This window comes from Collinsella aerofaciens, from assembly GCF_015555045.1.
Classification (GTDB): Bacteria; Actinomycetota; Coriobacteriia; order Coriobacteriales; family Coriobacteriaceae; genus Collinsella; species Collinsella aerofaciens_W.
This window is the reverse complement of sequence record NZ_JADNJQ010000004.1, coordinates 28,142-47,448: the sequence shown is the minus strand read 5'-3', so window position 1 is coordinate 47,448 and position 19,307 is coordinate 28,142. Positions and strand designations below refer to the sequence as shown.

At 57.5% G+C, this 19,307-nt stretch carries 18 protein-coding genes and 5 tRNA genes; 5 read left to right on the top strand and 18 right to left on the bottom strand.

Going from position 1 to position 19,307, the window contains the following annotated elements; translation table 11 throughout:
* Positions 1-3 precede the first annotated feature (3 nt).
* Both I2E45_RS02555 and I2E45_RS02550 read left to right on the top strand, forming a co-directional pair.
* The gene (locus I2E45_RS02555) at positions 4-1,920 is read left to right on the top strand and encodes a BMP family ABC transporter substrate-binding protein (RefSeq protein WP_195444117.1); all 1,917 of its coding nucleotides are present in this window, start codon (positions 4-6) and stop codon (positions 1,918-1,920) included.
* A complete protein-coding gene (locus I2E45_RS02550) occupies positions 1,917-2,627 on the top strand; it encodes a metallophosphoesterase family protein (protein ID WP_117799696.1) in 711 nt (236 codons plus the stop codon). The genes I2E45_RS02555 and I2E45_RS02550 overlap by 4 nt, the downstream gene beginning before the upstream one ends.
* Positions 2,628-2,752: 125 nt before the next feature.
* Here the strand turns inward: I2E45_RS02550 and rplA are convergent, their stop codons facing one another.
* From rplA to I2E45_RS02495, 11 genes are all read right to left on the bottom strand, one after another.
* Complete coding sequence (rplA, locus tag I2E45_RS02545; RefSeq protein WP_195444116.1) at positions 2,753-3,460, bottom strand: 50S ribosomal protein L1; 708 nt, start codon at positions 3,458-3,460, stop codon at positions 2,753-2,755.
* Between the two features lie 117 nt (positions 3,461-3,577).
* Complete coding sequence (rplK, locus tag I2E45_RS02540) at positions 3,578-4,006, bottom strand: 50S ribosomal protein L11 (protein WP_022093893.1); 429 nt, start codon at positions 4,004-4,006, stop codon at positions 3,578-3,580.
* Between the two features lie 120 nt (positions 4,007-4,126).
* On the bottom strand, positions 4,127-4,663 hold the full coding sequence (nusG, locus tag I2E45_RS02535) for a transcription termination/antitermination protein NusG (protein ID WP_195444115.1): 537 nt from the start codon (positions 4,661-4,663) through the stop codon (positions 4,127-4,129).
* A 3-nt stretch (positions 4,664-4,666) separates the two neighbouring features.
* Positions 4,667-5,005 (bottom strand): preprotein translocase subunit SecE, encoded by a 339-nt coding sequence (secE, locus tag I2E45_RS02530; RefSeq protein ID WP_006234983.1) that lies wholly within the window; start codon positions 5,003-5,005, stop codon positions 4,667-4,669.
* A gap of 76 nt (positions 5,006-5,081) precedes the next feature.
* A tRNA-Trp gene (locus I2E45_RS02525) sits at positions 5,082-5,157 on the bottom strand.
* A gap of 13 nt (positions 5,158-5,170) precedes the next feature.
* Positions 5,171-5,320: a 50S ribosomal protein L33 gene (gene rpmG, locus I2E45_RS02520; RefSeq protein ID WP_022093895.1), complete on the bottom strand. Its 150-nt coding sequence runs from the start codon at positions 5,318-5,320 to the stop codon at positions 5,171-5,173.
* Positions 5,321-5,599: 279 nt separating this feature from the next.
* Entirely contained in the window at positions 5,600-6,790 is a 1,191-nt protein-coding gene (gene tuf, locus I2E45_RS02515) for an elongation factor Tu (RefSeq protein WP_035137538.1), read from the bottom strand.
* Between the two features lie 96 nt (positions 6,791-6,886).
* Positions 6,887-6,963, bottom strand: a tRNA-Met gene (locus tag I2E45_RS02510).
* A 3-nt stretch (positions 6,964-6,966) separates the two neighbouring features.
* Positions 6,967-7,042: transfer RNA gene (locus I2E45_RS02505), tRNA-Thr, on the bottom strand.
* 10 nt (positions 7,043-7,052) lie between these two features.
* A tRNA-Tyr gene (locus I2E45_RS02500) sits at positions 7,053-7,134 on the bottom strand.
* A 399-nt stretch (positions 7,135-7,533) separates the two neighbouring features.
* Positions 7,534-8,370 carry a MurR/RpiR family transcriptional regulator gene (locus I2E45_RS02495; protein ID WP_195232391.1) on the bottom strand — a complete coding sequence of 279 codons (837 nt, stop codon included), beginning with the start codon at positions 8,368-8,370 and terminating at the stop codon, positions 7,534-7,536.
* A 151-nt stretch (positions 8,371-8,521) separates the two neighbouring features.
* Between I2E45_RS02495 and I2E45_RS02490 the strand changes: the two genes are divergently transcribed.
* Together I2E45_RS02490 and I2E45_RS02485 are read left to right on the top strand one after the other, a co-directional pair.
* Positions 8,522-9,940, top strand: a complete 1,419-nt coding sequence (locus I2E45_RS02490; protein WP_195444114.1) for a glycoside hydrolase family 1 protein — start codon at positions 8,522-8,524, stop codon at positions 9,938-9,940.
* Between the two features lie 9 nt (positions 9,941-9,949).
* Positions 9,950-11,350: a PTS transporter subunit EIIC gene (locus I2E45_RS02485; protein WP_138339596.1), complete on the top strand. Its 1,401-nt coding sequence runs from the start codon at positions 9,950-9,952 to the stop codon at positions 11,348-11,350.
* Positions 11,351-11,883: 533 nt separating this feature from the next.
* Here the strand turns inward: I2E45_RS02485 and I2E45_RS02480 are convergent.
* Positions 11,884-11,958: transfer RNA gene (locus tag I2E45_RS02480), tRNA-Thr, on the bottom strand.
* A gap of 224 nt (positions 11,959-12,182) precedes the next feature.
* On the opposite strand from I2E45_RS02480, the gene I2E45_RS02475 reads away from it, so the two are divergent.
* Entirely contained in the window at positions 12,183-13,523 is a 1,341-nt protein-coding gene (locus I2E45_RS02475; RefSeq protein WP_195444113.1) for a DNA-binding protein, read from the top strand.
* Positions 13,524-13,550: 27 nt separating this feature from the next.
* On the opposite strand, the gene I2E45_RS02470 is transcribed toward I2E45_RS02475, so the two are convergent.
* The 6 genes from I2E45_RS02470 to disA all read right to left on the bottom strand — a co-directional run bounded on the left by I2E45_RS02470 (position 13,551) and on the right by disA (position 19,055).
* Entirely contained in the window at positions 13,551-14,228 is a 678-nt protein-coding gene (locus tag I2E45_RS02470; protein ID WP_006234978.1) for an NYN domain-containing protein, read from the bottom strand.
* 3 nt (positions 14,229-14,231) lie between these two features.
* Positions 14,232-15,146: a 23S rRNA (guanosine(2251)-2'-O)-methyltransferase RlmB gene (gene rlmB, locus I2E45_RS02465; RefSeq protein ID WP_195444112.1), complete on the bottom strand. Its 915-nt coding sequence runs from the start codon at positions 15,144-15,146 to the stop codon at positions 14,232-14,234.
* Positions 15,147-15,332: 186 nt separating this feature from the next.
* A complete protein-coding gene (cysS, locus tag I2E45_RS02460; protein WP_195444111.1) occupies positions 15,333-16,799 on the bottom strand; it encodes a cysteine--tRNA ligase in 1,467 nt (488 codons plus the stop codon).
* Between the two features lie 3 nt (positions 16,800-16,802).
* Positions 16,803-17,297, bottom strand: a complete 495-nt coding sequence (ispF, locus tag I2E45_RS02455; RefSeq protein WP_006234975.1) for a 2-C-methyl-D-erythritol 2,4-cyclodiphosphate synthase — start codon at positions 17,295-17,297, stop codon at positions 16,803-16,805.
* Complete coding sequence (gene ispD, locus I2E45_RS02450; protein ID WP_195444110.1) at positions 17,287-18,015, bottom strand: 2-C-methyl-D-erythritol 4-phosphate cytidylyltransferase; 729 nt, start codon at positions 18,013-18,015, stop codon at positions 17,287-17,289. The genes ispF and ispD overlap by 11 nt, the downstream gene beginning before the upstream one ends.
* Positions 18,015-19,055: a DNA integrity scanning diadenylate cyclase DisA gene (gene disA / locus I2E45_RS02445; RefSeq protein WP_006234973.1), complete on the bottom strand. Its 1,041-nt coding sequence runs from the start codon at positions 19,053-19,055 to the stop codon at positions 18,015-18,017. The genes ispD and disA overlap by 1 nt, the downstream gene beginning before the upstream one ends.
* Between the last annotated feature and the right edge of the window lie 252 nt (positions 19,056-19,307).

Below are 19,307 nucleotides of genomic sequence, written 5' to 3'. Positions count from 1 at the left end.
ATCATGGAAGAGGCCTATCGTCAAGCACGCAAGCGCGGCGAGCAAGGACGTCGACGCGCCATTAGCCAAAGCGAGCATCCATACCTTACGGACCTCGATAGCTTGGTTGCCCAGCTCCCCTTAGGTCAGCGAGAGAATGTCGGCCTGCGGGATATTCCGCTCGAAATGGTCGTCGGCACGGTCACCAAGGGCCGTCAGTCCGCCTTTTCGTGTAACTTTATGCCCCTGCTTCCGTTTAGCACCGAGTTCGCCCGCAAGTGGTCCAACCTCTACGACATCCAGGTGACCGAGGGCTATCGCGACCCCGTCATCGTCACCGAGTTCATGCATCGGTTCTATGTCCAAGAAGGCAACAAACGCGTCAGTGTCCTCAAATTCCTAGACGCCCCGACGGTTTCGGCCAAGGTCACCCGTCTCTACCCCGGCACATGGGATTCCGTCGAAAGCCGCCTGTACGGCGAGTTCTGCGCGTTTTGGCGCGTCTGCCCCCTATACGAGATCGAGTTCTCGCGTGAGGGAAGCTACGAAACGCTCGCGAAGATGCTCGGTCAGAACCTTATCGAAAAATGGCCGCAGAAAAAGGTCGACTACCTGCGCCACACCTTCCTGCTCTTTAAGCGTGCCTACCTTCGCGCAGGCGGCGACCACCTGGACATTACGCCCGCCGACGCCATGCTCGTCTACCTCAATGTGTACAACCAGGACCGCCTGCTGGATACGCCAACGGATATCGTCGTAAACCGCCTGTGCAAGATCTGGCGCGAGCTGGTCATTGCCGGCAAAAATGACGAGGACAAGGTCGATCTTGTCGAAGCACCGAGCGTCGACGAGGAGGAGACGCCCGCCAAGTCCACCTCCGGCGTGCTCAACTTCTTTATGGGCAAGACCGTCTACTCGACGGCCAACCCCCTGAGCATCGCCTTTATCCATGAGTTCCCCTGTGCGACGTCGAGCTGGGACAGCCTGCACGACCAAGGGCGTCAGTATCTCGATGAGCACTTTGGCGGTATCGTGCGCACCGAGGCGTTCGAGGACTGTCACGATCCGGATGTGTTCTACGCCGCCGTGGAAACGGCTGTCAAACATGGAGCAAACGTCATCTTCTCGACCTCGCACCGCCTGATGGAATACACGCTCAGGGCTGCCGTTGAGTATCCCCGGGTTCGGTTCCTCAACTGCTCTATCGGCCTTCCCCATCAAAGCGTCCGTTCGTACTTTGGCAAGATGTACGAGGCCAAGTTTCTGCTGGGCGCCCTTGCGGCCAGCATGGCGGACAACCACCGCATCGGTTACCACGCGTCGGTCTTCGCCTCGGGCGCACTCAGCGAGATCAACGCCTTTGCGATTGGCGCCTCGCTGCTCGACCCGCGCGCGCAGGTCATCCTCACCTGGGGCGATGTTCCCGCCGGTGGTCTTGCCGAAGCCATGTGCCGCGAAGGCGTAAGCGTCATGACCGGCGCTGACATGTCAAAGTCGCTCGAAGACCCAACGGCCTACGGGCTTCACCGCTTGGTCGACGGCAAAGTCACCGGCATCGCCATGCCCGTATGGAACTGGGGCCGTTACTACGAGCTCATCGTTCGCAGCCTTCTTCACGGCACGTGGGACGAGACCAGCGACGACAACCAAGTGCGCGCTGTCAACTACTGGTATGGCATGAGCTCCGGCGTTATCGACATCCGTTACGCTCCGGGCCTACCCTACCAAACGCGCAAACTCGTGCAGTTGCTCCGCAACGGCATTGTTGTGGGATCCATCAACCCCTTTGGCGGCGAGCTCCACAGCCAGAACGGCGTGGTACAGATCGAAGGCTTCCCTCCGCTGCCGAGCACGCAGATTGTCGAGATGAATTGGCTGGCGGACAACGTGGTAGGCACCATTCCGCAGCTCGACGATGAGCCGGAAGTCCCTGCCCTATGAAAATCCTTGCCATAGCCGATACCGAAGAACGATGCCTTTGGGAGTGCTTTCGCAAGGAACGCTTTGAGGGCGTCGACCTGATTTTGTCCGCCGGCGATCTGGACCCGGACTATCTTGAGTTTTTGGTTACGGTCATCAACAAACCGCTCATCTACGTGCGCGGCAATCACGATGACCGCTACGCACGTCATGCACCGGGTGGATGTATCTGCGTAGAGGACAGCGTGTACACGTACCGAGGGATTCGCATTGCGGGCCTTGGCGGGTCCATGCGTTATCGCGACGGCGCCAACATGTACACCGAACGCGAGATGTCCAAGCGCATGCGTAAGCTGTCGCGTAAGGTTAGGATGGTCGGCGGGTGCGACATTCTGCTTACCCATGCACCCGCCGCCGGTATGGGTGATCTGGACGATCTGCCGCATCGAGGATTCGAGTGTTTTAACACAGCACTCGAATCCTGGAATCCCGACTACATGGTGCACGGGCATGTGCACCAAAGCTACGGTTGCGATTTTCAGCGCGAGCGTCAACATGTGTGTGGAACGACGATCATCAACGCCTGCGGCTATACGCAGTTTGAGCTCGACCAGACGCACTACCCCATCCGCGGCTGGCAAGCAGCTTGGCTCAACTCACAAACCATGCGCCGCGAGCTCAAACGCCACGAAGCCATCGAGTCTTCAACAGCCAGAACACCCTGGTAACCACCATAAAGGGGACACTGTCCCCTTTATGGTGCTTTTGACGCGATAGCAAGAAACCCGGTCCTGCACAAGGCAGAACCGGGTTTCTTTAGCAATGCTTGCTGTACTCAGGCAGTAACTAGCAGTTACTCAGCCAGGAAGTCACGCTGGACAGCGGGATCGACCTTGACGCCAGGGCCCATGGTGGAAGACACGGAGATGGACTTGACGTACTTACCCTTAGCAGAAGAGGGCTTGACGCGCAGAATCTCGGTGTACAGGGCAGCGTAGTTCTCGACGAGCTGCTGCTCAGAGAAGGACTTCTTGCCCAGGGGCACGTGGCAGATGCCGTAGCGGTCGGCGCGGTACTCAACGCGGCCAGCCTTGAGCTCGGAGACCATCTTGGCGACGTCCATGGTCACGGTGCCGAGCTTGGGGTTCGGCATGAGGCCACGGGGACCAAGGACCTTACCGATGCGGCCAACCTTGGCCATCATGTTCGGCGTAGCGATAGCGGCGTCGAAGTTGATCTCGCCCTTCTGAATCTGGGCGACGAGCTCGTCGGAACCGATGATGTCGGCGCCGGCAGCCTCAGCCTCACGGGCCTTCTCGCCCTCGGCGAAGACGGCAACACGAACAGTCTTGCCGGTGCCGTGGGGCAGGGAGATGGAACCACGGATGTTCTGGTCAGCCTTACGAGTATCGATGCCCAGACGGAAGTGAGCCTCGACGGTCTCGTCGAACTTGGCGGTGTCGAGCTCCTTGATGAGCTTGGCAGCCTGAAGGGGGGTGTAGAGCGTGGCGCGGTCGATCTTCTCGGCAGCGGCGTTATAGCTCTTACCATGCTTAGCCATGTGCATTACCTCCTGTGGTTAAACGGGCGTGAGCCCTCCCACATCGTATCGTGTGCCCTATTGCACACATTTAACGGGCGCCCCGGTCGGAGCACCCGTCGTTACCATAAGAAATCGCTACTCAGCGATGGTGACGCCCATGGAACGGGCGGTACCGGCGATGATCTTCTTGGCGGCGTCAATGTCGTTGGCATTGAGGTCCGGCATCTTGATCTCGGCGATCTTGGTGAGCTGCTCCTGGGAGAGCTGACCAACCTTGTCGGCCTGGGGCTTAGCGGAACCAGACTTGAGGTTCAGCTCCTTCTTGATGAGGTGAGCCGCCGGCGGGGTCTTGGTGATGAAGGAGAAGGACTTATCCTCGTAGACAGAGATCTCAACGGGGATGATGTCGCCCTTCTTGTCCTGCGTCTCGGCGTTAAAGGCCTGGCAGAACTGCATGATGTTCACGCCAGCAGCGCCCAGGGCGGGGCCGACGGGAGGAGCGGGGTTAGCTGCACCAGCAGGAATCTGGAGCTTAATGACGTTGGCAACCTTCTTCTCAGCCATGGTCATTCCTTTCGAATCACGAGTGTGAAGTACTTGCTATATCGTAAGCACGCACGTGTTAGAAGCACTCCTGAGATGAGCAGTCACAGAAGAAGCACGCTCGCGCGAACGGACGAAAACTTAAGCGATGACAGCGACCTGGTTAAAGTCGAGCTCGACCGGCGTCTCGCGGCCAAAGATCATCAGCGTGACCTTGAGCTTGCCAGCCTCGGTGTTAACCTCGGAGACCTTGCCATCAAAGTCGGTAAGCGGGCCATCGGTGACGCGGACGGACGTGCCGACCTCAATATCAACCGAAGTGCGCTTGGGCGAATCGACCTTACCGGGACGACGAGTCATCTTGTTGTACTCGTCGCGGGAAAGCGGAGCGGGCTTGCCGTTGCCGCCCAGGAAACCGGTGACGCCAGGCGTGTTACGAACGCACGTCCAAGCATCATCATCCATCTCCATGCGGACAAGGACATAACCCGGGAAAATCTTGGAATCCTTGGTCTCACGCTTGCCACCCTCTTTAATCTCGGTGACACGCTCCATAGGAATCTCGATATCAAAGATACGGTCCTGCATGCCCATAGTCTCGATTCGATGCTCGAGATCGGACTTAACACGGTTCTCGTATCCAGAGTAAGTGTGAACGACGTACCAACGCTTAGACATGGTTTAGCCCCTCAATCCAGAGAACAGAGCAAGAGCCTCGCCAAAGCCAGCATCGAGCAGAGCGATGACGACGCCGACGACGATCAGAGAAGCGCAAACGACGACCGAGTAGTTCACGAGCTCCTTCTTATCGGGCCACGTGACACGCTTCATCTCGGACTTGACCGAAGCGAAATACTTCTTGGTGCGGGCGAAGAAACCAGGCTTCTCGTTCTTCTTGGACTTCGCAGCCTTCTCGTTCTTCTTGGCAACGGCCTTCTTGGCCTCAACCTTGGAGTTGGCGGCAGCGTTGTTGGCAGGCGCCTGCTGCTGAGCCTTCTTCTTGTTCTTCTTGTTGGCCATTTGGGTTACCTCCGCGCAATGCGCTTATACATGAGTAAACCGTAAGCCCCCAATTGGGAGCTTACGGAATAATGACTGGCACGCCAGGAAGGACTCGAACCCTCAACACTCGGTTTTGGAGACCGATGCTCTACCAATTGAACTACTGGCGTATGTGACTAGAGACTAGCGAGTCTCTTTGTGCAGCGTGTGGTGACGGCACCAGGGGCAATACTTCTTGATCTCCATACGATCAGGCATGGTCGACTTGTTCTTGGTGGTCGTATAGTTGCGGCGCTTGCACTCAGTGCACGCAAGAGTAACTAGAGTACGCATGTATCCTGAACCTTTCATTTCCGCCCCGTACGGGCACGAGTTGTTACTTTATCAGCTCCACGTAAGTGCTGTCAATGAAAACCTCGAGTCAATTGGTTCTCGGTGGATCCATTCATATTTGGAACACATCAATGAAGCCATCGAGATCTAATCGACGGTGCATCCAGGACCATTGTCGATCCTCTCGACACCAGCAACGGCTCAATATCCATTGCAGAAAAGAACCCGGCACCCATATAAGTGCCGGGTTCTCTAAGTCAGCTATATCAAAGAGCTAATTTACTCAATGATCGTGGAGACGATGCCCGAACCGACGGTGTGGCCACCCTCGCGGATAGCGAAGCGCAGGCCCTCCTCCATGGCGATCGGGTGGATGAGGTCGCCCTCGATGGTGATGTGGTCACCAGGCATAGCCATCTCGGTGCCCTCGGGGAGCTTGACCGTACCGGTAACGTCGGTGGTACGGAAGTAGAACTGAGGACGATAACCATCGAAGAACGGGGTGTGACGGCCGCCCTCCTCCTTGGTCAGAACGTAGATCTCACCGGTGAACTTGGTGTGCGGGGTAACCGAACCGGGCTTGCAGAGAACCTGGCCGCGCTCGATGTCCTCGCGCTTGATGCCGCGGAGCAGCAGACCGACGTTGTCGCCAGCCTCGCAGAAGTCCATGGACTTACGGAACATCTCGATACCGGTAACGACGGTGTTCTGGGTATCCTTGATGCCGACGATCTCGACGGGCTCGTTGAGCTTGAGCTCACCGCGCTCGACACGGCCGGTAGCAACGGTACCACGGCCGGAGATGGTCATAACGTCCTCAACGGCCATCAGGAAGGGGAGGTCGTTGTTACGAGCAGGCGTCGGGATGTACTCGTCGACGGCCTTCATGAGCTCGCGGATAGCGTCCATCCACTTGGCGTCGCCCTCGAGAGCGCCCAGAGCGGAACCACGGATGACGGGAATGTCGTCGCCGGGGAAATCGTACTCGGAGAGGAGCTCACGGGTCTCCATCTCGACGAGGTCGATGAGCTCGTCATCGTCGACCATGTCGCACTTGTTCAGGAAGACGACGATGTAGGGAACGCCGACCTGACGGGCGAGCAGGATGTGCTCGCGGGTCTGAGCCATGGGGCCGTCGGTAGCGGCGATGACCAGGATAGCGCCGTCCATCTGAGCAGCACCGGAGATCATGTTCTTGACGTAGTCAGCGTGGCCCGGGCAGTCAACGTGAGCGTAGTGACGGGCAGCAGTCTCGTACTCGACGTGGGAGACGGAGATCGTAATGCCGCGCTCGCGCTCCTCGGGAGCCTTGTCGATGTTCTCGAACGCAGTGAAGTCAGCCTTGCAGCCCTCGGTCTCGGAGAGAACCTTGGTGATGGCAGCGGTCAGCGTGGTCTTGCCGTGGTCGACGTGACCAATGGTGCCGATGTTAACATGCGGCTTAGTGCGCTCAAACTTCTCTTTGGCCATAAAGCCCTCCTCTAAACAGGTCGTCCCCGGACGGGACTTTGCCTTTATACCATAGTGGCCTCTCAACATACTATTGAGAAGCCACCGTGTTACCTATGGTAGCGGTGACTGGATTCGAACCAGTGACGCCACGGGTATGAACCGTGTGCTCTAACCAACTGAGCTACACCGCCGGATGGAGCCTGCAACCAGACTTGAACTGGTGACCTCTTCGTTACCAACGAAGTGCTCTACCGACTGAGCTATACAGGCACTTGACGGGTGGGAGCTATAGGATTCGAACCTATGTAGGCAGAGCCAACGGGTTTACAGCCCGTCCCCATTAACCACTCGGGCAAACTCCCAATCGTTCAAGTATCCGCAGGTCCTTTGGTCTTTTGGACCGCCGCCCCCGCGAACGAAAAAGATAATACGATGCAACCTTGGGAGCTGTCAACGAAAACCTCTAGATACACGGTGCCGGGCGTATCTATATAGCTGTGACCTGCGGTTTTGTTGAGTTTGGATATGAAGGACGGTGGATTTGGCTACGCTTGTGACATTTCACGAGGGAACACTTTGTCACGGTGGAGTACATCTGCAGCATCGACCTTCGATACCGACCCTCTTGCACTATTACATAGGTCACGATCGTGCTTCCACGGCACGTTCAAGCGTGGATAATCTCCCGCTTTTAGCGCGGCTCTAAGCCCAAAGCGGAGATTATCCACGCTCATTCTCCAGACGGGAGAACTATAGAGCCGCTACTGCTCGGGCCAGACCAAAGTAGACCCATAGAGCGGCTCCCCCTTGGTGCAGGGGTAGCGACTCAAGTAACACGACGATAGCAAGTCGAAGAAATAGGTCATGGCGTATTTCGAATAAACGCCGAGTCGGTCAATTCCGTTTCCCGCATTACCAAGACGATATACACGGTCAAAAGACCTCGATTTGTCATCGTTGCTAAACGCAGTAATTAGAATCTTCCTGCCCGAACGGCAATCAAGATACTCACGCGCCTGGGACGCAAATAGCCCGGAGACCGATACGAGAATTATCAATGACTGCGAAGCGTCTCCCATGTTTTTCAATTCCGCGACGTTAGCCCCAGCAACTATGCGAACTATCTTGCCCGCATAAAACATTTCCTGCTGAAATCGTACGAGATTGGCGCTCACATTATTGGTGCACCAGATTTCAACGTTTTTATGGCCATCAATTTCGTCGGCAAGGTGCTTAATAGCGATATCGGACACGCCGCTTTCAACCTCAGCGAACATCTCGATCATGCGAACGTCGAGCTCTGCCCTGTACTCCTCGTAGCCAAATTCCTCCTCTCGATGGCTTAAGTCGCTTGGAAAGACTGATTGAGTAAATGATTCTTTCAAATCGCTAAGAGACTGGTAGCCCAATCGATTGCAGAAACGACGAACAGCGGAACGGGTCACGAATGCATCGCGGGTTATTGTGGCAACATTGATTTCGCTCGAACGCCTAATGTGAGCGATGAGATATCGAGCGATGGCGGCATCGTTTGACCCAAACTCGCTGTTGATGATGGAGCTAATGCGATTGAGCACATCGAAGTCATTGATATTCACGTGATCCCTCTTTCCGCTCTCCTCGAAATCATAGTTCATTTATTGAATCAAACAGCTTTGGTCGTTCTCCTATGATTCAAATCAGTTGACGTCATCTTAATCGTAATTCCGCCACACGTATCCACCGTGTTGAATGATGGAAAGGGGATTCATGGGCAACGTGAACAACATCCCGTTTCTCTGGGGTTCCGCCACGGCGTCTTATCAGTGCGAGGGTGCCTGGAACGAAGACGGCAAAGGCCTTGGCGAGTGGGATTTCTTTAACCACACAAGCAATAAGAACATCAACCATGTTGACGGTGATGTATCTTGCGACTTCTACCATCGCTATGAAGAAGATATCCGCATGATGAAAGAAGGCGGACAAAACACCTATCGCTTCTCTCTTTCATGGAGTCGAATCATCCCCACGGGTATCGGTGAAGTGAATGAAAAGGGTATCGATTTTTATAATCGGGTCATTGATTGCTGCCTCGAAAATGGCATAGAGCCCAACGTTACGCTGTTCCATTACGATCTGCCATTCACGCTTGCTTGCAAAGGCGGATGGCTGAACAACGATATGGCAGAGTGGTTCTGCAAATACGCCAAGATTTGCTTTGAGCGCTTTGGAGACCGCGTCAAAATCTGGGCTACCGTTAACGAGCCGCATTTCTACAGCTACTGCGTAAACATGTTGGGCAACTATCCCCCCAATCGATCGCTCGACGTTCAGTCGTACATGCAGTTTCAGTACAACCTGATGCGCGCAAGCGCACTCGCAGTCCGAGCATATCGTCAAATGGGCTACGACGGCATCATCGGCGCCGTCCACGATGGCGGCGTTGTCGAACTCGACCCGGCAACCGAGCACCCCGATGACGTATTTCGATACGCAGACTTTTTCGCCAATCGCATGATTCTGGCACCAGCACTTCAGGGTCAACTGCCGCCAGAAATGGACGAAATCCTTGAAAAACTTGGCGTCTCGCTCTATCGATCCCCAAATGACGTAGAAGAATTCAGAGACGGTAAAGTCGATTTTATTGGACTCAACGTGTATTGCCGAGAGTATGTAACCGACTGGCACGGTGGAGAGCTTGCCGTTTCGGCGAACAATAAGGGCGGTTCGAGCAAAAAGGTCGAAGGAAAATGCATTGCGCCCTTGTTTGAAAGCGCCCGCGACAGCAATGTTCCCCGCAATAAATGGGGCCGCGAAATACTCCCAAGTTGCATGTATTCAACCATCATGGATGTCCACGAGCGCTATGACGCGCCCCGCATCTTTATTACGGAAAACGGACATGGCGCCTATGAGCAACCAGACGCAGACGGAATAATCCACGATGATGACCGCATCGAGCTTCTGGGCCAGTTCATCGAGCACATGATGAGGGCTAAGCGCGACGGCGCGCGCGTTGAGGGCTACTACCTCTGGTCGACGATGGATCTGTATAGCTGGATCAACGGCTACGAAAAACGATACGGACTTGTCCATATCGACTTCGAGAACAATCTGGAGCGCACCCCCAAAAAGAGCTGGTATTGGTACCGAGACCTTATCTCGAAGTATCAGGAGCAGGAAGGTTAGGAGAAAGAGATGAAATATCAGGCAATGTCCGAAACAGTCCTAAAGGCTGTTGGCGGCAAAGAGAACATTACATCGGTAACTCATTGTGCGACGCGCCTTCGCATCGACGCACGAGACACCTCGATCATCGATCTCCAGCTCGCCAAATCGGCTGACCAGGCGCTCGGGGCAGTAGTCAGCGGTGGCCAGCTTCAGGTAATCATCGGCCCCAACGTCACCGAGGCCTACAACGACTTCCTCGACTTCGCGGGAATCGAAGTCGGCGGTGGCACGGTTGCCGACGATGCCCAAACCGCCAAAGACCTTGCAGAAGGCATTAAAAGCGGTAACACCGCCATGGGCTTGATTGAGAAATTCGGGAACGTCTCTGCACAGGTATTCATGCCCATCGTCCCGGCGCTCATCGTTGGCGGACTCATTCTTTCGATCAAGAATCTCCTGGTCAATTATTGTGGATTGAGCACCGATAGCGGAACCGCCCAGGTTCTGCTGGCGATCTTCAGCGCCTCATTTAGCTTCCTGCCCGTTTACCTCGGCTATCAGCTCGCCGCCGTCATGAAGATGCAGCCTATCATGGGCGCACTGCTGGGCGCAATCATGATTAGCTCGTCTATTAGCGGTGCTGAGGGTCTCGACTTTCTTGGCATCCCCATCCCGACGAATGACTACTCGAGCACGGTGGTGCCAATCGTACTGGGCGTTGTGTTCATGTACTTTGTTGATCGCGGTCTTCAGAAAATCATCCCCGACATTACCAAACTGTTCTTGAAGCCGCTGCTCACCATGTTCATCGTCGTGCCTGTTGAGCTGATTATCCTCGGCCCCGCCGGCAGCATGATGGGCTACGCGCTGAGTGATGCCGCCACGTGGCTCATGGATAACGTGGCATTTATCGCTACTCCAATCCTTGCAGCCCTTAACCCCTATTTTGTCATGCTCGGTCTTGATAAGGCCTACATCGCGATCGAAGTTACGAGCTTGGCGCAGCTCGGCTGGGCGCCCATCATCTTTGGCTTCATCTCAAACCTCTGCATTGGCGGCACGAGTCTCGCCTTGGCAACTGCAATGAAAGGCAACAAGGAGAAGAGAGGTATGGTCACCACGGTTGCCGTCACCGCACTCTGTGGCGTAACTGAGCCCGCATTTTACGGCTGCCTCATCGAGCGTCCCCGCCTGCTTGTCGGCACAGCAATCGGCGCCCTCTGCGCGGGACTCCCTGCAGGCATCTTCGTCCTGAAGGAGTATGTTGCGGGAGCATGCCCCGGTCTTCTTTCTGCGCTGATCTTTATCGCTCCCGATGGATCCATGGGCAACTTCGTACTGGCGTGCGTTGTCGCCGTCATCGCCATCGTTGTCTCGTTCATCGCTGCACGCGTGATCATCAAGAAGAATCCCAACTATATTGAGTAGATGCCCGCTGCTTGCATTGGGGACATCCTCGGCAGACCATTAGCAAGAACCCAAGAAGTCCCTTAGGAGCTCGATTAATCCATTCGGATTCCTCAGGCACAAACGACCCCGATTCCACAATGAAATCGGGGTCGTTGTTTCTAAAGCCTTCGATAGACAATCGGTGTTTACCTTAGCTCCCTATCCAAGTTAATTATCCACGCTCGTTCTCCGGTCGGAAGATTTTCTTCTCTCGCGTGTCCAGAAATCCACGCCCGAGCAGAACATCCAGGTCCGCACCCGCCCTTGTCTCGATCTGTAACAGCAAGAGGCCTATTCCGCTTCTACATGTTACAGATCAAGATATTCCTAAAACACCCTAAGTTTCATCTCAATCTGTAACAGTTAGATGCCAAATATCGGTCTTGGTGTTACAGATTTAGACAAACTGGAGGACGAGACAAACCAAAAACGGGATGGGCGCTAACCCGATGGCGCACCACCTAAATAGAAACGGGCTCTATCCCATATAGAGACAGAGCCCGAAACTCTCATGGAGCCAGTGACAGGAATCGAACCTGCAACCCACTGATTACAAATCAGTTGCGCTACCGTTGCGCCACACTGGCACACTTGGCGCTTTCGCGCGAAGCCTGTTAAGAATAAAGGAATTACGGACGGGGCGCAACAGGCCACACGGCGTTATACAAATATGCAAAATCCAGCAACAACAGGTACCAGGCCCGTTCATTTCTGTCGGTTCGCCCCCAATCTCAAAACCATTCGTCAAAACGAATAGTTTTAATTACAATTGCTTTATATAAAACTATTCGTTCTAACGAAGGGTTTCGCGATGCTTACTACCAAGGAAGCAGCCGAACTGCTCGGCATCACTCCGCGCAGGGTGCAGGAGCTCATAAAAAACGGAGCACTTGAGGCCCGCAAGGCTTCTGGTGTATGGCTCATCGACAAAGACAGCGTCGATACGCGACTCCGCTCCGTGACCAAAACGGGAGGACGTCCCCGCCGCGGCCACGGTAAGAGCGAGATCGCGTTCACCCTCATGAACCGCACGTACGAAGTCGCTCAGCTGGTCTACAGTACATCGCGAAAAGACTTTACCCACATCGGTGCCGACATCGATTACGCCCACGCCCCTATTGGAGTATTTGGCCCTAATAGCCCCATATCGCTAGACTCCTTCCGCATCTGGTGGCGCGGCCGCGGTATCCCGCTCGCACGCATTGGGCTAGCCTCCCTGCTTGCAGAAGCCGCAGTCGATGTTCCCGATGAACTCGTCCAGCGAAATCTCGGCCTCTCCTTATCCGACCAGTATTGGATTAGGCCCCAAGGTTCCGGTCTCACCTGGAAGGATATCAACTTCTTCAATAACGCCTTTGATGACGTCTCGCTGTCCATTACACCCTTTGCCCCAGAGGGAAAAGCGGCTGCCGCAAAGCCCGACAACACCTCGGACGGCAATCTTCAAAAGTACTGGACGTGCGAGGGCGAACGTCGAATTCTGCATAAGGCAGGAGCGCACCTGGACCAGGAACCTTATAACGAGCTGGTGGCGACCGCGCTCCACCGTCGCATCCTAAACGCCTGCGATTATGTGCCTTACTCGCTCGAGGGCACGGGCACTTCCGCCCTGAGCACATGCGATGTCTTCTTAACTGATGAAGAAGAGTATGTCCCTGCGTTCTATGTAAACCAGCACGCAAACGCAGATGAACGGCTAACCGACTACGAGCGATATGTAGCAAACTGCGAGGAGCTCGGGGTGACAGGCGTCAAGGATGCCCTTGACCGCATGATCGTATGTGACGACATTATTGCCAACTACGATCGTCATTGGCGCAACTTCGGCCTCGTGCGAAACGTCAACTCACTAGTCTGCAGACCAGCCCCCATCTTCGATTCGGGCTCATCGCTCTGGTGCAACATATCTCTAGATGAGCTTAGGGCAGGAGAGCACAGTTTTGCCAGCGCGCAGTTCCATTCAAGTCCCGCGAAACAAATGTTGCTTGTTGAGGATATGAACTGGTTTGACGGGGACAAACTCGAAGGTTTAGTCGACGAGGCAATCGAGATTCTGTCTAAAAACGATGCCCTAGCAGCGAGACTGCCTTATCTAAAAGAGGCGCTAACGTGGCGCCTCGAAAGAATGATCGACATCGCTGAATGGAGTTAGCGAGGCAGCATTGCCCCGCCAACTCCCCTACCTCCCGCGCAGGGCCTTGAGCTTGGCCAGTGCATCGGGGCTCAAACGACTGCCCAGAGTCATCTTGATCTGCGGAGCTTCCTCTGCCTCGTGAACGTCGTTATCGATCTGTTTGATCTCGTCCACCAGCATACGGCTCGAGATGCGCGTGACGCCCTTGCCCATGACGACAGCCTGGATCGTGCCGTCGCTCGATACCACGGAGCACGCACGGCCTTCCTCGCGTGCCTCGATGCAGAGCTTTTGCACCACGGTATCAGCCGATACGCCCGTCGGCGAAAACTCGATACGCACGCCGCGAGCAGGCAGGTTGGGGCGCTCGCTGGAGATATTGCCCGCGCCGTCAAACACGATTACGGCCTCGTACCGACCTTGGGCAAACGCGGCGACGTCGTTGATGAGTGCAGTTCGCGCCATATCGTGGACGTCGCTGGAATACGGATCGTCGGAATGGTCGTACACGAGCTTTTCGTAGCGCGGCGTGCAGTGGATCACGTTGTAACCGTCGACCACCAGCAACTCAGGCTTGTTGGAGTGTACCGTCGAGACTGGGTCGGCGATAGCCTGCGCAAACGCATTGCCGCCCACGCCGTAGGTCGCGGCCGAAACAATAGGCTTGGCCGAGCCCTCGCCAAAGCGCTTGGCCTTGGACTTGGCGCGGTTCTTCTTGGACATGCGCTACTCCTCCCCCATGAGCTCGCCGGCATTGCGGCGCAGCCACTCAAAGCACAGAGCGGTGGTCGCCTGGGCCACGTTGAGACTCTCGGTCATGCCGCGCTGGGGAAGCTTGGTCAAAAAGTCGCATTTCTCGAGCACCAGACGCGAGATGCCGTCGCCCTCGGAACCCATGACGAGCGCCACGCGACCCTCGAAGGGAGCATCCCAGCAACTGCCTTCGGCGTGCTCGGAGGCGCCGCCCACCCAAAAGCCGGCGGCCTTGAGGTCATCGAGCGCACGGGCGATATTGGGAACCTGCGCGATGGGCAGGTGCATGACGGCGCCGGCAGAAGTCTTGTAGCTGCCGACGGTCACACCGGCGGCGCGCTTGTTGGCAATGACGACGCCCGCCGCGCCCACGACCTCGGCGGAGCGCACGATGGCGCCAAAGTTGCCGTCGTCGGTCACATGGTCGAGCACGACGACGAGCGCCGGACCGTCGCCCGCACGGTCGAGGATATCGGCAACATCGGCATAGGGGAAATTGCCCACCTCGAGCGCAATGCCCTGGTGAGCGCCATGGCTCGACAGCGCATCGAGCTGCGCGCGCGGCACATACTTAATGCGGACGCCTGCAGCGTTGAGGTCGTCGACCAGGCGCGACAAGGCGGCATCGCGCTCCCCGCCCTCGGCAATGAGCGCGCACTTGACGGGAAAGCCGGTACGCAGCGCCTCGGCGGCAGCACGGCGACCTTCGATAAACTCGCCCTTGGGAACCTGGACGTTATCGCGGCTACGCTCGCGCTGCGGGCGAGCAGCCTGTGAGCGCTCGCGCTGGCCCTTGGGAGCGGCAGCGCGGTCGTTGCGGCGAATCGGACGCGAGCCAGAAGCAGCCTGCTTGCCTCCACGCGGTACACGCTTGCGATTGTCGGCCATAAAACGGCCTCCTTTAAATAATTTTCAAACAGGACAAAAGAAGCGACCGCTTAAGACGAATAGCTCAAGCGGTCGGTACGGGTTTTCCAAGTGCCCGAGATTGCCGTGAAAGAGGAGCGACGCGTACTTGAGTACGCGAGCGACGGTTTGAACGGCAAGGTCGGGTGCTTGGGAAACCCGCGGGGATTAGAGAGATTTGATACGGGTGCCGGCGGCCGTATCCTCAATGGTGAGGCCCAGGTCCTTGAGCTGGTCGCGGATGGCGTCGGCCAGATCCCAGTTCTTGGCGGCACGGGCCTCGGCGCGGGCCTCGAGAATCTTGGCAGCAGCCTCGTCCACGTCGTCGCCCGTATAGGCAACCAGACCGGCGGCAACACCCAGCAGACCCAGCGGCAGCTCGACCTTGGGCTCGGGAAGCTCAACACCAAACGTATCGAGCAGCTCGGCCAGCGTGTCGGCGGCGGCAAGCGCAGCGGCCTTGTCGGCAGCGTCGCCCGCCTGCTCCAGGTACTGGTTGCACTCGGTCACAAAGCCAAAGACGGCACCCATGGCACCAGCGGTGTTAAAGTCGTCGTCCATGCACTCCTTAAAGGTGGCACGGGTCTCGGCGGCCTTGGCGGCAAACGCCTCGGATGCTGCCTCATCGGCATCGGCCGTCGCATGGTTCGCGGCCCAGCGCAGATTCTCGACCGTACCGGCAATACGCGTGAGCGAGTTCTCGGCACCCTCCAGGCGCTCCCAAGAAAAGTCGAGCGGCGAGCGATAGCTCGTCTGCAGCATCAGCAGGCGCAGGGCTGCGGCAGAGTGCTGCTCAAGCACCTCGGCCAGCGTAAAGAAGTTTCCGAGCGACTTGGACATCTTCTCGCCGTCAACCAGCAGCATTCCCGTGTGCATCCAGGTGTTGGAGAAGCCCTGGTGCCAAGCGCAGGTGGCCTGGGCGCACTCGTTCTCGTGATGCGGGAAGGCAAGGTCGGAGCCGCCGCCGTGGATGTCGATCGGGGTGCCCAGGTAGCGGTGCACCATGGCGGCGCACTCGGTGTGCCAACCGGGACGCCCCTCGCCCCAGGGGCTCGGCCAGCTGGGCTCGCCGGGCTTGGCGGCCTTCCACAGGGCAAAGTCGAGCGGGTCGTTCTTGTCCTCGTTCTCCTCGATGCGCGCGCCAACCATAAGGTCGTCGATGTTGCGGCCCGAGACCTGACCATAGTTGGGATCGCTGCGCACGGCAAAGTACACATCGCCGTTATCGGCGGCGTAGGCGTGGCCCTGCTCGATGAGCGTCTTGATCATGGCGATCATGGGGCCGATCTCCTTGGTGGCGCGAGGACGCACATCGGGATCGAGCACGTTGGCGGCGCGCATGACGCCGATGAACTTGTCGGAGAACTCCGTCGCGACCTCGGCGGCAGTGCGGCCCTGCTCGTTGGCGCGCTTGATGATCTTGTCGTCGACATCGGTGAGGTTCTGGGCGAACGTGACCTCGTAACCGCTCGCGATGAGCCAGCGGCGAATCACGTCAAAGTTGATGAACGTACGGGCGTTGCCGATGTGGATGTTGTCGTAGACCGTGGGGCCGCACACGTACATGCGGACCTTGCCGGACTCGATGGGCTGGAACTCTTCCTTTTTATGGGTAGCGCTGTTGTAGATACGCATTCGTTACTCCTTAACGGTTTTCTGTAGCAGGCAGACGGCCCAGGCGCCGATTCCCTCGCCCTGGCCTTCCCAACCGAGCTTTTCGGTCGTGGTAGCGGCGACGCCCACGTTTTCGACGTCAACGCCCAGGGCATGGGCAAGGTTAGCGCGCATGGCATCGCGGTGCGGGGTGATCTTAGGCTGCTGACAGGCAATGGTGCAATCGGCATCGACAAACTCAAAGCCCAGCTCGCGTGCATAGTCCATCACGCGGGCAAGCAGCACCATCGAGTCGGCGCCCTCATAGGCAGGATCGGTGTCGGGGAATAGCTTGCCGATGTCTCCCCCGCGGCAGGCACCCAGAATGGCGTCGGCCAAGGCGTGCGCGAGCACATCGGCATCCGAGTGGCCCAGCAGGCCGCGCTCGTAGGGAATGTCGACCCCGCCGATGATACATCGACGCCCCTCCACCAAACGGTGGACGTCGTAGCCGTGGCCAATGCGCAGGTTACTGAACATGGGGAAGATCCTCTCCCTCGGCCATACGGCCAAGCAGAATCGCGGTTACGGGACGCAGGTCCTCGGGCACCGTAACCTTAAGGTTATCGCGCGGGCTCTGGACGCAGCGGACGCGCCCACCCATGCGCTCGACCAGCGACGAATCATCGGTGCCGGTAAAGCCCTCGGCAATGGCTGCAGCGTGGGCGCGCTTCATAGCATCGACGCTAAAGATCTGCGGCGTCTGCGCGGCCCAATAGAGCTCACGCGGCGGCGTCTCGACGATATTGTCGCCATCGACGATCTTGAGCGTGTCGATCGCGGGCTGGCCGCACACGACACCGTCGAGAGCACGGTCGCTCACGAGCACGTCGATAGCGTGGTCGATGGCCTCGGTCGTAATGAGCGGACGAGCGCCATCGTGAATGGCGACGTATTCAAAGCCCGCCGGAACCGCATGCACGCCGGCACGGGTGGAATCCTGACGGGTATCGCCGGCATCGGCAAAGCTGATGGGCGTGTCATAGTCAAACGGGTCGATGGCCAGGCGGCGCATCTCGGCACGGCGCTCGGCAGGGCAAACCACGACGATGTGGCCGACCTTGTCGCTACGATCGAACGCGCGGATGGACCAGCTCATGAGCGGACGGCCCGCCACGTTAACGAGCTGCTTGCCGCCGGGGTTACCAAAGCGCTGGCCGCTGCCACCGGCAACGACCACGGCGCATACGGGCGCCATTATGCGTTCCCCTGTTTGGTGCCCTTCATGCGGTATAGCGAGTCCGCAAGAATGGCAGGGTTGTTGACGCCAAAGTCGCCCAGGCGCTCCGGATCCTCGCTAATGTCATCCATGAGCTCCTGCAGCGAGCCGTACTCGTCGACGATCTTCTCGGCCACGCCGTCGCGCACGACGGACACGCGCGAAAGCGTGCGCAGGCCCAGCGGTGTCATGACGGAGTCCTCGTCCAGGTCGTCGTAACCCAGAACCGCCGCCACATGCTGCGGGTCGGACAGGTCCTTGGGCGTCATGCGAGCGAGCTCGGCGCGAATCTTCTCGGCGTTGGCCTCAGAGGAATCGCTTGCGTAGTCGCGGATCATCAGGTCGTATTCGGTATCCATGCTGGAGCCCGCGAGCTGCTCGAGCTGCATCTGCACGAGCTTGCCCTGGTTACCCAGCTTGACAATGCAATCCTTAAGCTCGGTCTTTGCCTGCTGCATGATCTCGAAGCTCGAGAAGATGCCGGTGATGTCGGCGAGCGTGACGTAGTCGTCCAGCTCGAGTGCCGTCAGGCGCAGCAGGGAGCGATCGAGCGACTGACGGGTGGTCTGGAGCGTGGCGACGAGCTGATTGACCGAGCTCATGATGGTGGTGACAGGCTGGATCTCGTAGCTCTTACCGTGGACGTACACGTTGACGACGGCACGACGAGCCGAAACCGAGATCACGATGGCATCGGTGAGCACCGACATGCGAGCGGCAGTACGGTGACGCATGCCCGTCTCACTCGTGGCGAGCGAGGGGTCGGGATTGAGGTGGAAGTTGGCGCGCAGGATCTGGGTGAGGTCGCCGTCGATAACGATGGCGCCGTCCATCTTGGAAAGCTCGAACAGGCGGTTCGAGGTAAACGAAATGTTGAGCGGGAAGCCGTCGTTACCGGCAGCGAGCACGTTTTCGGTGTCGCCGACGCAGATAAGGGCGCCCAGGTGACCGGCAATGATCATGTCGAGGGCGGTGCGGATCGGCTGGCCAGGTGCCGTCAGACGAATGGCCTGTTCCATACGCTTTTGCAGCTCGTTCTTATCCAAGGCATCGCTCCCATCGTATACGCTCCATAAACGCTAAATAGTTTCTCACGGTTTGTCCCTGCGGCGCTTGCGAAATCCGATGCTTACAGAATGAGCGAACACAGCTGAGAGCCCAACCCAAATCAGCTGTTCATGTGGTAGCATCGGGATTCGTATAAATGAGGGAGTAGTCGCGTGATCGGGTTCGCCTCCGGTGGCGCGGCAAGTCAACACACTGGCCGATGC

What these genes read in the sequence shown, in the direction of transcription:
- I2E45_RS02470 (WP_006234978.1), bottom strand. Translation starts at nt 14,228, where the DNA reads ATGTCCAAGAAGAACCGCGCCAAGTCCAAGGCCAAGCGCTTTGGCGAG.
- ispD (WP_195444110.1), bottom strand. Translation starts at nt 18,015, where the DNA reads ATGGCGCCCGTATGCGCCGTGGTCGTTGCCGGTGGCAGCGGCCAGCGC.
- tuf (WP_035137538.1), bottom strand. Translation starts at nt 6,790, where the DNA reads ATGGCCAAAGAGAAGTTTGAGCGCACTAAGCCGCATGTTAACATCGGC.
- I2E45_RS02485 (WP_138339596.1), top strand. Translation starts at nt 9,950, where the DNA reads ATGAAATATCAGGCAATGTCCGAAACAGTCCTAAAGGCTGTTGGCGGC.
- ispF (WP_006234975.1), bottom strand. Translation starts at nt 17,297, where the DNA reads ATGTTCAGTAACCTGCGCATTGGCCACGGCTACGACGTCCACCGTTTG.
- secE (WP_006234983.1), bottom strand. Translation starts at nt 5,005, where the DNA reads ATGGCCAACAAGAAGAACAAGAAGAAGGCTCAGCAGCAGGCGCCTGCC.
- I2E45_RS02550 (WP_117799696.1), top strand. Translation starts at nt 1,917, where the DNA reads ATGAAAATCCTTGCCATAGCCGATACCGAAGAACGATGCCTTTGGGAG.
- I2E45_RS02555 (WP_195444117.1), top strand. Translation starts at nt 4, where the DNA reads ATGGAAGAGGCCTATCGTCAAGCACGCAAGCGCGGCGAGCAAGGACGT.
- rlmB (WP_195444112.1), bottom strand. Translation starts at nt 15,146, where the DNA reads ATGGCCGACAATCGCAAGCGTGTACCGCGTGGAGGCAAGCAGGCTGCT.
- I2E45_RS02490 (WP_195444114.1), top strand. Translation starts at nt 8,522, where the DNA reads ATGGGCAACGTGAACAACATCCCGTTTCTCTGGGGTTCCGCCACGGCG.
- rpmG (WP_022093895.1), bottom strand. Translation starts at nt 5,320, where the DNA reads ATGCGTACTCTAGTTACTCTTGCGTGCACTGAGTGCAAGCGCCGCAAC.
- cysS (WP_195444111.1), bottom strand. Translation starts at nt 16,799, where the DNA reads ATGCGTATCTACAACAGCGCTACCCATAAAAAGGAAGAGTTCCAGCCC.
- nusG (WP_195444115.1), bottom strand. Translation starts at nt 4,663, where the DNA reads ATGTCTAAGCGTTGGTACGTCGTTCACACTTACTCTGGATACGAGAAC.
- rplA (WP_195444116.1), bottom strand. Translation starts at nt 3,460, where the DNA reads ATGGCTAAGCATGGTAAGAGCTATAACGCCGCTGCCGAGAAGATCGAC.
- disA (WP_006234973.1), bottom strand. Translation starts at nt 19,055, where the DNA reads ATGGAACAGGCCATTCGTCTGACGGCACCTGGCCAGCCGATCCGCACC.
- I2E45_RS02475 (WP_195444113.1), top strand. Translation starts at nt 12,183, where the DNA reads ATGCTTACTACCAAGGAAGCAGCCGAACTGCTCGGCATCACTCCGCGC.
- rplK (WP_022093893.1), bottom strand. Translation starts at nt 4,006, where the DNA reads ATGGCTGAGAAGAAGGTTGCCAACGTCATTAAGCTCCAGATTCCTGCT.